Below are 15,659 nucleotides of genomic sequence, written 5' to 3'. Positions count from 1 at the left end.
CTGCGGCCGGGCCGGCGGGCATCGCCGCGGGTGCGGCGCTGGACGCGGGGATCAAGGCCGGGCAGGCGGGCGCGGCAGCGGCCCAGGGCCTGGGGGAGCAAGCGACAGGTGAAGGGGGCGGGCCTGATGGCAGCCGTTGAGACGAACAGGGGTCCGCGGACCTACGGCAACTGGCGACAGCCCACCTCCCCGGGGATCCTCGGGCTGGGCTCGGTGGGGACCGGGCTGCTGTTGGCTGGGCTGGTCGCGGTGGTGGTGACCTCGATGGTGGCCGGCCTGCTGGAGGCCGTGGTCCTGACCGCAGTGCTGGGGGCGGTGATGCTCGCGGTCCTGACCAAGGACTCCCACGGCAAGAGCGTCATCACCCGCACCGGTGCCCGGGTCGCGTGGTGGTCGGCTCGCTCGCGCGGGACCAACATCTACCGCTCAGGGCCTCTGGGCCGTGCACTGTGGGGGACCTACCAGCTACCCGGTCTTGCCGCACCGACCCGCCTGAGTGAGCACCAGGACTCCTACGGTCGCGCGTTCGCCCTGCTGTACACCCCGGCCACCGGGTCCTACGCAGTCGTGATCGGCACCGAACCGGACGGCGCGGCCCTGGTAGATCCCGAGCAGATCGACGCGTGGGTGGCCGACTGGGGGCACTGGCTGTCCAACCTCGGCGACGAGCCGAGCGTGGAAGCCGCGTCGGTGACGATCGAGACCGCCCCGGACTCGGGCACGCGCCTGCGCCGGGAGGTCGCGATGAACATCGACCCCCATGCCCCTGCGTTCGCCCAGCAGATGCTCCACGAGGTCGTGGGCCGTTACCCGGCGGGTTCCTCGACGGTCAAGGCGTTCGTGGCCATCACGTTCACCGCCGCCCAGCGCGCCGGTGGCAAGAAGCGCAGCCCCGAGGAGATGGGCCGTGAGCTCGCCGCACGCCTGCCGGGCCTGACCGGCGGGCTGCAGGCCACCGGTGCGGGCGCCGCGCACCCCCTGTCGGCCCAGCAGCTGTGCGAGGCGATCCGCATCGCCTACGACCCCGCCGCCGCCGCCCTGATCGACGAGGCCCACGCCGCCGGGCAGACCCCCGAGCTGACCTGGCCCGACGTGGGCCCCACAGCCGCTGAGGCATCCTGGAGCGGGTACCGGCACGACTCGGCGTACTCGTGCACCTGGGCGATGACCCAGGCCCCACGCGGCAACGTCCAGTCCGGGGTCCTGGCCCGGTTGCTGGCCCCCCACCGCGACATCGCCCGCAAGCGCATCACCCTGCTGTACCGGCCGATCGACGCGGCCAAGGCCGCCGCGATCGTCGAGGCCGACCTGCGCGCCGCGCAGTTCCGCGCCACCTCGACCGCCAAGCCGGCCGCCCGCGACACCCTGGCGGTGCGCGCGGCCGCGGCCACCGCCAGCGAGGAGGCCTCCGGGGCGGGCATGGTCCAGTTCGGGATGCTCGTCACCGCCACCGTGGCCGACCTCGAGCACGCCGCCGACGCCCGGGCAGCGATCGACAACCTGGCCGCCACCGCCCGCCTGCGCCTGCGCCCGGTCTACGGGTCCCAGGACTCAGCCTTCGCCGCGGCCCTACCCCTGGGCCTGGTGCTGGCCAAGCACATCAAGGTCCCCGCCGAGCTCCGGGAGAAGCTGTGAACGCCAAGGCCGACCAGCCCCGTCAGGCGCGCCTCCAGCGCCCACCGATGCGCGGCTGGCTAGGACGCGGGCGGGGCCAGTCCAACTACCTGCAGCAGGCCAGCGAGTGGCGCGGCACCACGGTGCAGGTCTGTGGCATGTGGCCGTTCGCGATCGGCACCGGCACCCCCATGGTCGGGGTGCCACTGGGCCGGCACATCCACACCGGCGCCACCTTGTGCTGCGACCCGATCTCCTGGTTCCAGCGCGCCAAGCTCATCTCCAACCCCTCAGCGTTCGTGCTGGGCAAACCGGGGTTGGGCAAGTCCACGATCGTGCGCCGCATGGCCACCGGCCTGGCCGGGTACGGGGTGATGCCCCTGGTGCTGGGCGACCTCAAGCCCGACTACGTCGACCTCATCGAAGCCCTCGGCGGGCAGGTCATCACCCTGGGCCGCGGGCGCGGATACCTGAACATCCTGGACCCGGGGGAGGCCACCCAGGCCGCGGCCCGCCTGCACGCCGCGGGGTTCACCAAACAGGCCGCCCAGGTGGTGGCCGACGCTCACGGGCGCCGACACACCATGGTCTCGGCGCTGCTGACGATCCTGCGCTCAGCCCCACCGACCGACCGCGAAGAGACGATCATCGACCGGGCCCTGAAGCACCTGGACGCCCACCACCAGGGCATCCCCGTGCTGGGGGACCTGCTGCGCGTGATCCAAGACGGGCCCCCCGAGGTGCGCGCGGTCGCCCTGGACCGCGGCGATGACACCCGCTACCAGGCCATCACCGAATCCCTGGAGGCCTCCCTGATCGGCCTGGTCGGCGGCGGTCGCCTGGGCGAGACCTTCGCCCGCCAGACCACCAACCCGATGCGCCGCGACGCGCCCGTGGTCTACGACGTGTCCGCGATCGACGACTCAGAGATGGACCTGCAGGCCGCGACCCTGCTCGCGTGCTGGTCAGCCGGGTTCGGCACCGTCAACGTCGCCAACGCCCTAGCCGACGCCGGCCTGGAACCACGCCGGCACTACTTCGTGATCCTCGATGAGCTGTGGCGGGCGCTGCGCGCCGGGCGCGGCATGGTCGACCGCGTTGATGCCCTGACCCGCCTGAACCGCCAACGCGGAGTCGGGATGGCCATGATCTCCCACACCATGTCCGACCTGCTGGCCCTAGCCACCGAGGAAGACCGGATGAAGGCCCGCGGGTTCGTCGAACGCTCCGGCATGGTCATCTGCGGGGGCCTTCCCTCAGCCGAGATGCCCCAGCTGACCGCCGCGGTGCCGTTCTCCCACGCCGAGCAAGAGCTCCTGATCGGCTGGCAGGACCCACCTGCCTGGGACCCCACCACCGGCCGCGAAGCCGAACCCCCCGGACGCGGCAAGTTCCTGGTCAAGGTCGGCGGCCGCCCCGGCATCCCCGTGGACGTCCAGCTCACCAGCACCGAAGAGTCCATCAACGACACCAACAAGCTCTGGCACACCCAGTCCCGCGTCGGCCCCCTCGAGCCCACCGAGGCGGTGCGAGCGTGAGCACGCCGAACAACCGCCGCCGCGACCCCGGCGGCCTGGGCACCGAAGCGATCCTGGTCTGGATCGGGGTCATCACCGTCGTGGTGGTCGTGGGGTCCCTCTACGCCGCGATGCACCTGGGACACCGCCTCGCCGCCAGCGACGTCGTGGTGCCCGGGGACCCCTTCGAGCTCGTCTTCGCCCTGGCCGGCGGCGACCTGCTCTGGCCCCCAGCCGCCTGGTGGGTCCTCGCCGCCCTAGCCGCCGTCGTGATCGTCGTGGCCATCGGGGTCGGGGTCGTGGCCAGCAGGATGCGCGGGCGCCGGTCGCGGGTGGACCGGGCCGCGACCTACATGGGCCGCGGCCGCGACGTCGCCGACCTGAACCGCAAAACAGCCCAGGCCAAGGCTCAACGCCTGGGCGTGGACGCCTCCCCGGGGGTGCCGATCGGGCGCACCGTGGCCACCGGCCAGCACCTGTTCGGGTCCTGGGAGGATATGCACCTCGACATCTGGGGGCCCCGCACCGGCAAGACCACCTCCCGCGCGGTCCCCGCGATCCTGGACGCCCCCGGATCAGTGCTGGTGACCTCGAACAAGCGCGACGTCGTAGACGCCACCCGCGACGTCCGCGCCCAGGCCGGGCCGGTGTGGGTATTCGACCCCCAAGCCATCGCCCTCGAGGAACCCACCTGGTGGTGGAACCCCCTGTCCTACGTCACCGACGAGGTCCGCGCCGCCAAGCTCGCCGAACACTTCGCCACCGGGTCCCGCGACCCCGGAGCCACGACCGACGCCTACTTCGACCCCGCCGGCCAAGACCTCCTCGCCGGCCTCCTACTCGCCGCCGCCCTGGACTCCCGCCCGATCACCGCGGTCTACACCTGGCTGACCCGCCCCACCGACGAAACCGCGGTCGACATCCTGCGGGAACACGGGTTCACCCTGACCGCCGACCAAGTCGCCGGCGTCGTCTCCGCCCCGGACAAGCAACGCGGCGGGGTGTTCGGCACCGCCCAGCAGATGGCCTCCTGCCTGACCAACCGCCAAGTCGCCACCTGGATCACCCCCCAGGGTCCAGCCGACCCCCGGCCCCAGTTCTCCCCGGAAGCCTTCGTGCAGGCCGATGGCGGGACCTTGTACTCCCTGTCCAAGGAAGGGCGCGGGACCGCCGGACCGCTGGTCACCGCTCTGACTGTCGCGGTGGTCGAGGCTGCCGAGGAGCTCGCTGCCCGCTCGGCCGGCGGGCGGCTGGGCACGCCGTTGGTGGGGGTGCTCGATGAGGCGGCGAACGTGTGCCGGTGGCGGGAGCTGCCGAACCTGTACTCCCACTACGGGTCCCGCGGCATCGTGCTCATGACCATCCTGCAGTCCTGGTCCCAAGGCACCGAAGTCTGGGGCGAAGCCGGGATGAAGAAGCTCTGGTCGGCGGCCAACATCAAGGTCTACGGCGGCGGGGTCAGCGAAGCGACCTTCCTCGAGGACCTCTCCCGCATGATCGGCGACTACGACCGCCTGTCCTCCTCCACCTCCACCGGGCGCGGGCACCGCACCGTGTCCCAGCAACTGCACCGCGAACGCATCCTCGACATCGCCGACCTCGCCGCCCTACCCAAGGGGAGAGCCGTGGTCCTGGCCTCGGGGTCCAGGCCCACCCTGATCCGCACCACCCCCTGGATGGCCGGCCCCCACGCCGCCGCGGTCAAGGCATCGATCGCCGCCCACGACCCCCAAGCCGAACGCACCATCCACCAAGCTCACACCGACCTGGTCACCGTCCAGGCAAGCAAGGCGGGGGAGGGGACCCTGTGAGCGACTGGGGCCAGGACGACTACGACGGCCCAGACACCGAGAGCGTCGAGGAGGCGGCCGGTGAGGAGCCGGAGCTCTACTACGGGTCGGTGGATGAGTTCGTGCGCGAGTACCTACGCCACGTCTACAAGCGACGCATCGACGGCCGCCACCGCTGCTGGGCAGGGCAGTGGTGGCGCTACGACGAAGCCGTCATCCGCCTCGAGGCCCTGTGGCGAGCGTGGGAGCACCTGCGGCAGGACCCCGCCACCGGCATGAGCATCTGGTTCCGCGACCACGCCGACCACCACATGCCCGCCCTCATGGACCCCGACGGCCCCTTCGCCGGCGCCACCGACGGCGAAGAGAACACCTCCAAGAAGGGCGAACCCCTGCCCTACGTAGCACCACCGGAGGGACTCTTCGAACAACCGCCGCCATTCGGGTGAAGATCACAAACTTCACCCCATGCGCCACCCCAGCGCTCTACAGTCGAACCAGTCGTGCTTGTCGTCAGCGGGGACTAGACGGCTCGCCTGTGCAGGCAGTGGGTCACGACCACACTGACCACAATTCACAACCAGCACATCTGTCGTACGGAACGGTGCGTCCGCGCACCGCAGCAGAGGGGCATGCGGATAATGATGACTGGCCAAAAGCGCGAACTAATGCGTGTCGGATCGGCAATAGCAACTACAGCACTACTTATCGGGCTGATGACCGCAACCCCAGCCTCGGCTCAAACGGAGGAGCCGACAGCCTCACCCTCCTCGACGGAACTCCCCGTGCCTGTAGATATCAATCAGCTGGAATCCACAAGTTACACGGCACCCTATTACAAGAGTTCCGGTCCGGCGAGCGAAGCAACTGAAGCGGACCAGCCTGCAACTATGCCTTTAAAGGCGGAGGACCCAACGGCTCCCCTTTGGTCCGGGTCCGTAAGCCTATCGGTGGCAGTTGACAACTTTGACCATACACTGACAGCCACCCCCAGCGCTCCAGTTCACTACGGCTCGATGCTTGTTGTCTATCAGCAATTGCGACCCCAGTATGGCGGGGGAGAATATCTCGCCTTCTATTGCCAACCGAGCTACGCGACAAGCCCTCCGTGCGGCAGCCCAGAAAGCCCTCGGAGTATGTCTATTCCTGCGTACAACGTGCGAGCAACCTCGTATACGGCATACGTGGTCGAAGGTGGAGCCGGTGATATAGAGACGTGGGGCCCGCCGCGCAACATTCTTGCCACTTCGGGAAGAGTCCTTCCTGGGGGCTCTGGCCCCACGTCAGCAGGAGAAATCGATGGTGGATTCAACCCGTCCATAGCCGGAAGTCAGCGCTGTCACGCCGACCCCATCAACTCCTTCACCGGCGAATTTTGGGAGTGTAGTGAGGAACTAGGGATCCCGGGTACGGGGCGAAGCCTATCCGTGCAGCGGAACATTTCCACCGTGCGCCGCACTGTGCAAGGACCTTTCGGACCTGGATCGTCTCTCAACTACTCGATGCGACTAGAACCCTCACCGACCGAGCCGGCAGGAACGCAACTGGACGAGGCTCTGAAACTTAGGTTCGTCCAAGAGAACGGGAGCATTACAGAATTTTCTAGAAGCGTCGACAATACCTACCTCGCGCCCGCTCGGGTCCAAGCCGAACTCGTGAAATTGGAGACTGGCAACTTTGTCGTCACCCGGGGCAGAAGTGAGGTTTTCGAGTTCTCTAGAGCCGGAGCCCTTCTTCGCGCCGAGGACAAGAACGGCCAAGGGGTTGACGTCACATACGTCGATGGCTACATTGATCGCATTACCGACGACCTGGGGCGGTTCGTAGAGTTCTCGTGGCACAGTGAGCGGATATCGCTTCTGACCGACAACTCAGGGCGTACTGTCGAGTATAGCTACTCGGCCAGCGGCGATCTTCTCGAAGTCAAGTATCCAGATGGTTCGAGCAAGGCCTATGTCCATGACGAAGATCACCGCGTGACGTCCATCGTTCACCCGAACGGCGGCGTCACAACGAACACCTACGATCTCGCGTCTCGGGTCGTAGCCCAAGAAGATCCGCTCGGGCGTGTAACAACATTCAGGTACTTAGATGGCACGACTATGATCACGGATCCGACGGGCGCTAGGACGGTTGAGACCTACACAGATGGGCAGGTCGTAGCTGAGACGCACGCCTCAGGCACGTCCCAGGCCGCCACAACGACCTTCACCTACGGTCGCACAAACCAGGTGACCTCAAGAACAGACCCTCTAGGTCGTAAAACGACCTTCGCCTATGACGAGCGAGGGAATCGGACCCGCGCCGTCGACGCGCTAGGAAGAGTTTCCACAACCACCTATGACGAGTTCAACAACCCGTTGGTGGTGACCAACCCCGCTGGGGAGAAGACCACGTTCGCCTATGACGAGCGGGGGAACCTGACCTCGGTCACCGACCCCACCGGCGCCAAGAGCCTGTTCACGGTCAACCCTGACGGCACGATCGCCACGACCACCGACGCGTTGGGCCGGGTGACGTCCTACACCTACGACGCGAACGGGTACGTGGCCACCGCCACCGGCCCCGACGGCGTCGTGGTGACGACCCGGTTCGACTCGTTGGGCCGGTTGGTGGCCTCCACCGACCCCCGCGGCACCGCCGAGGGCGCCGACCCCGAGGCGTTCACCTCGACGTTCTCCTACGACGCGGCCGGCCGGCAGCTGGCCGCGACGGACCCGCTCGGCGCCGTGGTGGCCACCGCCTATGACGCGGCGGGTCGCCCGACCACGGTCACCGACCCGCTGGGTGCGAGCACCACGCGGGAGTACGACGCGGCCGGTCAGGTGACCGCGGTCATCGACGCCGCCGGCAACCGCACCACGTTCGCCTACGACGGCGCGGGTCGGGTCACCTCGGTGACCGACCCGACCGGGGCCACCACGGCTACGGAGTACGACGCGCTGGGCCGTGCCGTGAAGACGATCGACCCCGAGGGCCGGGTGACCCGTTCGGAGTACGACGCCGGGGACCGGGTCGTGGCCACCATCGCGCCCTCAGGGGCGCGCACGAGCTACACCTACGACGCCGCCGACCAACTGCTGACGGTCACCGACCCGTTGGGTGCGGTGACCACGACCACCTACGACAAGGCCGGTCGCCCGGTCACCGTGACCGACGCTGACGGGCGCACCACGACCACCGCCTACGACAAGGCCGGTCGGGCCACCAAGGTCACCGCCGCGGACAGCTCGACCCAGCTGTGGGCCTACGACGCCACCGGTCAGGTCACCACCTACACCGACGCTGCCGGGCAGGTCACCACCTACGCCTACGACACCGCCGGGCGCCGGGCCAGTGCCACCGACCCGGCCGGGCGCGTGACCACCTACGCCTACGACCGCGCCGGCCAGCTCACCACCGTCACCCACCCCGACGGGCAGAGCACCACCTACGCCTACGACGCCGCGGGCCGCCAGACCGGGGTCGACTACTCCGACGACACCCCCGACGTTGCCACGACCTTCGACCTGGCCGGCCAGCCCATCGAGATGGTCGACGGGACGGGGACCACGACCTACTCCTACGACGACCTCGGCCAGGTCCAGCAGATCACCGCCCCCACCGGCACGGTGGGATATGAGTGGGACGAGGCAGGGCGGTTGGTCGAGCTGACCTACCCCACCGGCGACGCCGTGGACTACACCTACAACGAGGCCGGCCAGCTCACCGCCCTGACGGACTGGGCCGGGCGGGACTTCACCTACACCTGGACCCCCGACGGGCAGGTCCAGACCCTGACCTACCCCAACGGCGTCGTCACCGACTACACCCATGACGACGCCGGCCAGCCCCTGGCCATCACCACCACCAACACCGCCGGGGTCGACCTGCTCGAGCTCGGCTACGCCTACACCCCCGCCGGGCTCCTGACCGACCAGACCACCACCCGCTCGGACGCCGCCCGCGCACCACCGGCCACCCCGACCACCGCGGCCGAGGTCGCCTGGGACGCCCAGGCCCGCATCGAAGCGATCACCGGCCACCTGGGCGGGACGTTCGCCTACGACGCCGCCGGATCACCCACCACCCTGCCCGGCGAACGCACCCTCACCTACGACGACGCCCGCCAGCTCACCACCCTCACCACACCCGGCGAAGAGGAGGGGGAACCGGTCGTCACCGAGTTCACCTACGACGACCGTGGCAACCGCCACACCACCACCCACCCCGAAGCGACCGTCACCCATGGGTATGACCTGGCCAACCGGCTCACGTCCCTGACCACCGGCGACCAGACCACCACCTACACCTACGGCGCAGACAACCTGCGGGCCACAGCCACCACCGGCACCGGCGCCGACGCGGTCACCGAGACCTACACCTGGGACACCACCTCAGCAGTGCCCCTGCTGCTGACCGACGCTACCCATGCCTACCTCTACGGCACCGCCACCGCGCCCCTGGCACAGATCGACCTCACCGACAACGACGACGTCGACTACCTACACGGCGACGCCCTCGGATCCATCCGCACCACCACAAGCCCCACCGGCCAGGTCACCGGCGACAGCGACTACGACGCCTACGGCACCCCCGACAACCCCACCACCGACCCCGCGGGCGAGGTCACCCGGTTCGGGTACGCCGGCGAGTACACCGACCCCACCGGCTACATCTACCTCCGCAACCGCTACTACGACCCCACCACCGCCAACTTCCTCACCCTCGACCCACTCCTCGACCTCACCAAAGACCCCTACGCCTACACGAGAGGCAACCCGCTCCAGTACACCGACCCCTTAGGCCTCTACTGGGCAGACAACCTCGGCGAGTGGGTCGGAGGGTTTGGAGACACCATAACGTTCGGCGGAACCGAAGCAATCCGCGACCTGATCAACTACCAGATGGGGTACACGGACAGTGTCAACTATTGTTCCGATTTCTATACTTGGGGAAGTGTCGGTGGCGCCTTTGGGGGCCTCGCGACGATGCCGGCCACTGGCACCACTGCCACAGCTGGCGCCGTAGTCGGCATAGGAGCAGCGGGACATCGTTCGGCTGAGCACGCACGTGACGATAACTACTTTGGTGCCGCGCTCTACGCCGGAATGGCAGTACCCGGAATTGGGGTCGGAGTGTCCCAGTTCGGGAGATCTGTAGCATCTAGCGCATCGTCTGCTGGAGGAACCGTCGTACGCACTGGCACATGGTGGAGCAAGCTGAACAAATTCGCCGATCTCGGCGGGTCCGCCGTGACTACAGGTACACTTCCGGCAGTACTCTCTGAGCCATTCTGGGGGTGACCGACGGTGCAGAGCATTTACACGATAATTCATCGAGTTGCATATACAATGCTTGGATTCACTTTCGATGGGATGACCCGACGTCAAGCATCCGAAAAGATCGTGGCAACGGCCTTTAGTAAATGCCCGGACATGGCCGTGCGGCATCACGTCGTCCGCACAGCGACTCTCTTCGGCGCAGTAGTGGGCGGATGTGTGATGGTCGCTGGAGTTCTCCTCCAGCCACTTCACGACTCTCAAATCCTGCTAACCACACCGTATGCCGTCGCGATTGTCCTGTTCACATTCTCCGCCCTCCAGCTCGTGAGGTACGCCTCTGCGACATGGGACTACCGTCGGTGGATGGACGCTGGGCGCCCTCCGGGCTGGAGGGTTCACCGAGTAGCGCAGCCTGGGCCTGTTGATCTCGCGCTGTGGGCTCTTGTGTCGGTAGCGTGGCTCAGCACTCTCTTTGGAGGTTAGGGGCCAGATTCGACAGGTCCTACCCTGACCTCGTAAGTCACGGTCACGCAACAGGCAGCCGTGTGTTCGGCTGGCACAAAGCGGGCCGATAAGTTATGTTATGACATAACGAGCCTATATAGCCCCGTGGCCAGGACGTTCACACCTCGATGGACTGGGCCCGCCACACAAGACCCCGCCTCGCGGGCCGCTCCCTAGCGCGACCAGCAGCAGACCCCCAGCGACGTTCGCGTGGCCTCGACGCGCCTGAGCCGCACACGGCACAGTCGTATCACCGTCTACCTCGGTAGCTGGCGCGAGCTCGGGCCGCGAGTCGAGCCCAAACAGCCCCCGTGTAGGGCCAAGATGGGCTGCACCAAGGACTCATCTATGTCCGCGCTGCTTGTTGGAGGTTAGACGTGGCCACCGTTGCCGAACACATGAGGGCTGCCGACGCAGTCATCTGCGCCAACATCGCCGGGTTGGCCAGTCAGCGCGACCTCCTGTCCCAAAACATCCTCGGGCAGCTGCGAAACCTGGTCGAGGGCGTCGCCGTGCGTCTACACGCCGGCAATGGCGACGTCGAGTACGACTATGACGCCATCGAGGCTGCACTCCCCTGGGTCAAAGCGAACGGTCGACTGAACTTTGTCACCAAGTTTCACACCCTGCTTAAGCCGTCTGTCTCCCACTATACGTTCGACGGGGATACCTCGGAGCGGCTCATGCTCCGCTACTACGAGTACATGCTGCGCCTGCGGACCCTCCTGTACAACGAAGCTCGCGTCGCGGTACTCGGCAACCTAGAGCTGTTTCCGCTGGACCAGGACCCGGCGCTCGCTGAGTACCACGAAAAGATCGCCGTCGAGATCGACAATCCAGGAAGGGCGACCTCCAGCCGTCGCGACCGGTTCTATATCCACAAGACGCGGCCTTTCGTTACCGGCGGCCGTGTCTTCTACGAGGTTACGTTCTATAAGGCCGTCAACCGGGTGAGCAAGGCTGACCGCATCATCGGATTTACAGAGATCGACATCGCGGACAACTACTCCGCGAACTTGGGCCTGCAGGCGGCCACCATCGAGGTCTTTGGGCAACAGATGCCGGTAACCATTATTCGTAACTGGGAAGTGTCCATCCGGCCGTGCGAGATCGACCACTTCGCCAGCCTCGTCGGGAAGCAGACGAAGGTGCGGACGGACTCTGCCGAGTACAAGTTCGTGATGACTGGTCTGACCCGCGGCTCAACGCTGCTGGACCTCATCGACGCCTCCGATGAGTCGTACAACGACATCAAGACCCGCGGAACGACCGGTTCCCGGAGTTCACAGATCTTCCCGGCCATCGACGAGGCGCGCGCAATCATCCGCGGGAATAGGCCCGGTCACAACCTGCTGCGCTACCTTCTCTTTCGGATGCGCAACGACTGGTTGAAGGCGCAGTATCACTGGGAACCGAACGCTCGCCTGTCGAACCTCCACTTCAGCTATTCATGCATACCGTTCGACGAGATGCCCTTCTGCACCGCACCACGGGCCCACAACCCTCGGTTTTGGGACCTCATTAACAGCCTCGATGCCGCTGGTCGCACTCATGAACTGCTAGCTCGCCGCGTAAACAACAACGTCGAGGGACGCGGGATTCTCTATACTCCGGTCGCTGACCTTGAGGATCTGGGCGACGTGGCTGCCCTAATCGCTGCCTACAATAGAAGGCTCTACTACAAGCACAGGCCAGCCCGGGACCTTGTTCTCGACAACGGGCACGTCTTCATACAGAGTTACGAGGATGATACCTACGACATTGTGACCAAGCTCCAGGCGCACGCGGCCAGCGGCATCAGCGGGTACACGGCCGCGGTTGAACAGTGGCTTGGGACGACGCCGCACACCGTGGACGACACCGCTAAAGGCGCAGCACTCACCACGTTGTTTGCTCGGTCCCGAGTGGCGCTCATCTATGGGGCCGCCGGGACGGGGAAGACCCGCATGGTCGACCACATCGCCAACTACTTCGGCGGGAACCAGAAGCTGTTTCTCGCCAACACGCACCCCGCGGTCGAGAACTTGCGCCGCCGCGTGAGCGCCCCAGAATCAACCTTCCGCACCATCGCCAGCCACAAGCACAACCCCACCGGCGACTTCGACCTGCTCGTCATCGACGAGTGCTCGACGGTTAGCAACGCCGACCTCCTGAATATCCTGGAGAACACTCGTTTCAAGCTCGTCGTGCTCGTTGGGGACGTCTTCCAGATCGAGTCCATCAGATTCGGCAACTGGTTCGACGTCGTGCGGTCCTACATCGAACCATCTTCCATTTTCGAACTGACCACCCCGTACCGGACCAGCAGTGATGAGCTCATCGACTTCTGGACTAAGGTCCGCACTCTCGACGAGGGCATCACCGAGGCCATCGCCCGCAACGGGTACGCGACGGTTCTCGATGCCACCCTGTTCGACCACCACTCCGTCGACGAGATAATTCTCGCGTTGAATTACGACGGCTTGTACGGCATCAACAACATCAACCGGTTTTTGCAGGCCAGCAACCCCTCGCCCGCCGTCCCTTGGGGGCCAGCCGTGTTCAAGGCTGGCGACCCGGTCCTGTTTTCGGACACCAGCCGGTTCAAGCCGCTGATCTACAACAACCTCAAAGGCGCCATCGTCGACATCCAAGCCCACGCGGGCAGCATTCAGTTCGACATTCGTCTCGACCGACCCGTTACTGAGCTCGACGTCGACGGGTACTTCGACTTGCAGTGGGTATCCGATTCGACCGTGCGGTTCGCGGTCTACGACATCGATATCAGTGACGAAGACGACGACACGGACACCACCACCGTCCCATTCCAGGTGGCCTATGCCGTCGGCATCCATAAGGCCCAGGGCCTTGAGTACGACGCGGTAAAGGTGGTCATCACGAGCGCCAACGAGGACGACATCACGCACAACATCTTCTACACGGCCATCACCCGGGCCCGGCAGAATCTGCGAATCTACTGGTCGCCAGAGACACAGCAGACGGTCATCAGCGGGCTCCACGCCGCGGACACCAGGAAAGATGTCGCGCTCCTATCGTCCCGACGAAGTCTCACTCCGACCCGGCGTCGCACCTAACAGACGCGGCCCACCTTCGACTCTCACGACGATCTGGGCGGTCCACCGACGTGCTCGCGCGTCACTCGCTGACCCCCTTGTCTCCGGTGCCGCAGCATCCCACCCGGTACCGGCGCACTGACCCTTACCCCGGGCTCGATCGCCGAGTCAGCGGTTGTCGTAGGCGGTGCGGATCTCGGCAGGGATGCGGCCGCGGTCGCTGACCTTGTAGCCGTTGGCCTGGGCCCACTCCCGCACAGCGGCCGAGTCACTGGCACTCCGGCCTGCGGAGTTGCTCGCTGCGCGTCGGCGGCCGCCGACGCGGCGTCCGGCGTCGATGTAGGGCGCGAGTGCGCGCAGGAATTCGTCGCGGTGGGTGTCGTTGAGGTCTATCTCGTACTCGGCGCCCTGCCAGGAGAACCGGTAGCTCTGCGCTTGCTCGGATCCGTCGAGGTCGTCGGTCACGATCACCTGTGTGTGCTGGGCCATGAGCCCCATGCTCCCGCACGGGGCGAAGAACACCCAGCCGCCACGTCGTGCGCCGATAGCGTGGCGCGATGAGCAGCCTGTCGAAGTCCTTCAGCGCCCATTTCTCCGATGCGATCGTCACAGGCCTCGTCCTGCTGCTGATCGTCAGTCCGGTGCTCGTGGCGATCGCCTACGCCAGCGCCCCGACGTCATACCTGAACGACGCACCACTGCTGAACACCTTCTGGGCGATCCTCGCCGGTCTGTCAGCCCTCGGTGGGCTCTCGTTGAGCCTGTACGGGCTCCACCACCTCCTCGAGGCCCTGGAGAAGCACCTCAGCAAGCCCGCCCCGACACCGTGAGCACAGGCTCGCCCAGTTGGCAGACGGTGTGCGTGCGCGCCCGGTAGGGCTCGACGCTGGCAGGGCTCGCAATCAACCGACGCTTGACAGTCGGATGGCGTCAACACATGGTTGACACATGGAGGTCTCGGAGAACCGACAGGTGCTCATCGACGCCGCCCTTGAGCTGCGGGACATGCTCGACGTCCTGGCCGCCGGCGAAGAGGATGGCCGGAGCCTGCACTGGACCGACAACGTCGAGCTCGCGCAGCAGATCGCTGCCCGCGTGGAAGGCCTCCAGTGGCGCACGGTCCGAGCAGCTAGGGCTGACGAGGGTGCTTCATGGGCGGCGATTGGGAACCTGTACGAGGTGAGCCGGCAGGCAGCGCAGCAGCGCTGGGCGGACGAGAACTTCATTGCACCGAAACTCACGCGCTGACCTGCGTGTCGTCAGGGGAGGACGTGAAGCTCGCACCGTCGCCGGGCGCCGTGTAGTCGGAGCACGAGCACGCGGGGACGCGTCGCGTGCCGGCGCAAGCTCCGGCCCATACAGCGGTGCCCTCGCAGTCTTCTACCGGTCGATCCCGGTCCGCTGTACCTGAGCTCCTCGCGCCCGCGCACCGCGCCGAGCCTTCGACGCTCGGACGGTCCCAGCGGTGACGGCTTCGTGTGCAGGCTTGGCCTGGCTGACGTCGGCGCGCAACCTCGTGGCGACCGTCTCGTGGTCCAGGCCTTTGGCCTCGAGTTCGCGGGCAGTGGCCTGGCGGCGTTCGGCTGAGTCATACAGCGGACCTGCGTCCTCCCGCACTGCATCAGCGCGAGCCTGGTTGCGCTCGGCCGCGGCGAGTGCGTCGGCCCGCTTCTCGGGGTCGGGTTCGTGCTGGGCGGCTGCGCGCGCGTGCTCGGCCTGGAGGTCGTCGTGGGCGGTCTGCTGCATCAGCCGCTGAGCCTCCGCACGGTCCGCGGCCGAGCGGGCGCGCTCGGTGTCGGCGTGGGCGCGGTCCTGCTCGGCGCGTTCGACCCCGCCGCCGTCCGCGCAGCTCCTCTCGCATGCGCTGCTCGGCGCGGAGGGCTTCGGGGTCCTCGTGGGCCCAGGCGCGGGCCACTT

The 15,659-nt window shown here is 66.8% G+C and carries 9 protein-coding genes and 1 pseudogene; 8 read left to right on the top strand and 2 right to left on the bottom strand.

Annotation, left to right across the window (positions count from 1 at the left end):
- Positions 1-126: 126 nt before the first annotated feature.
- The 6 genes from L0B03_RS05330 (at position 127) to L0B03_RS05305 (ending at position 13,763) form a co-directional block, all read left to right on the top strand.
- Positions 127-1,635, top strand: coding sequence for an SCO6880 family protein (locus tag L0B03_RS05330; protein ID WP_250444592.1), 1,509 nt, complete (start codon positions 127-129; stop codon positions 1,633-1,635).
- A gap of 47 nt (positions 1,636-1,682) precedes the next feature.
- Entirely contained in the window at positions 1,683-3,152 is a 1,470-nt protein-coding gene (locus L0B03_RS05325) for an ATP/GTP-binding protein (RefSeq protein WP_250444593.1), read from the top strand.
- Positions 3,149-4,942: a type IV secretory system conjugative DNA transfer family protein gene (locus tag L0B03_RS05320; RefSeq protein WP_250444591.1), complete on the top strand. Its 1,794-nt coding sequence runs from the start codon at positions 3,149-3,151 to the stop codon at positions 4,940-4,942. The genes L0B03_RS05325 and L0B03_RS05320 overlap by 4 nt, the downstream gene beginning before the upstream one ends.
- Positions 4,939-5,370 (top strand): DUF4913 domain-containing protein, encoded by a 432-nt coding sequence (locus L0B03_RS05315; RefSeq protein WP_250444590.1) that lies wholly within the window; start codon positions 4,939-4,941, stop codon positions 5,368-5,370. The genes L0B03_RS05320 and L0B03_RS05315 overlap by 4 nt, the downstream gene beginning before the upstream one ends.
- A gap of 183 nt (positions 5,371-5,553) precedes the next feature.
- Positions 5,554-10,206 carry an RHS repeat-associated core domain-containing protein gene (locus tag L0B03_RS05310; RefSeq protein ID WP_308200003.1) on the top strand — a complete coding sequence of 1,551 codons (4,653 nt, stop codon included), beginning with the start codon at positions 5,554-5,556 and terminating at the stop codon, positions 10,204-10,206.
- 860 nt (positions 10,207-11,066) lie between these two features.
- Positions 11,067-13,763, top strand: a complete 2,697-nt coding sequence (locus L0B03_RS05305) for an ATP-dependent RecD-like DNA helicase (protein ID WP_250444588.1) — start codon at positions 11,067-11,069, stop codon at positions 13,761-13,763.
- 147 nt (positions 13,764-13,910) lie between these two features.
- On the opposite strand, the gene L0B03_RS05300 is transcribed toward L0B03_RS05305, so the two are convergent.
- The gene (locus L0B03_RS05300; RefSeq protein ID WP_250444587.1) at positions 13,911-14,231 is read right to left on the bottom strand and encodes an Lsr2 family protein; all 321 of its coding nucleotides are present in this window, start codon (positions 14,229-14,231) and stop codon (positions 13,911-13,913) included.
- Positions 14,232-14,299: 68 nt separating this feature from the next.
- On the opposite strand from L0B03_RS05300, the gene L0B03_RS05295 reads away from it, so the two are divergent.
- Together L0B03_RS05295 and L0B03_RS05290 are read left to right on the top strand one after the other, a co-directional pair.
- On the top strand, positions 14,300-14,572 hold the full coding sequence (locus L0B03_RS05295) for a hypothetical protein (RefSeq protein ID WP_250444586.1): 273 nt from the start codon (positions 14,300-14,302) through the stop codon (positions 14,570-14,572).
- 118 nt (positions 14,573-14,690) lie between these two features.
- A complete protein-coding gene (locus L0B03_RS05290; RefSeq protein ID WP_250444585.1) occupies positions 14,691-14,990 on the top strand; it encodes a hypothetical protein in 300 nt (99 codons plus the stop codon).
- 132 nt (positions 14,991-15,122) lie between these two features.
- Here the strand turns inward: L0B03_RS05290 and L0B03_RS05285 are convergent.
- Positions 15,123-15,659 (bottom strand): annotated as a pseudogene (locus L0B03_RS05285) (hypothetical protein); the annotation flags it as partial.

It is taken from the genome of Actinotalea sp. C106, assembly GCF_023630195.1.
GTDB lineage: Bacteria > Actinomycetota > Actinomycetes > Actinomycetales > Cellulomonadaceae > Actinotalea.
This window is presented reverse-complemented; position numbering and strand designations above follow the sequence as displayed.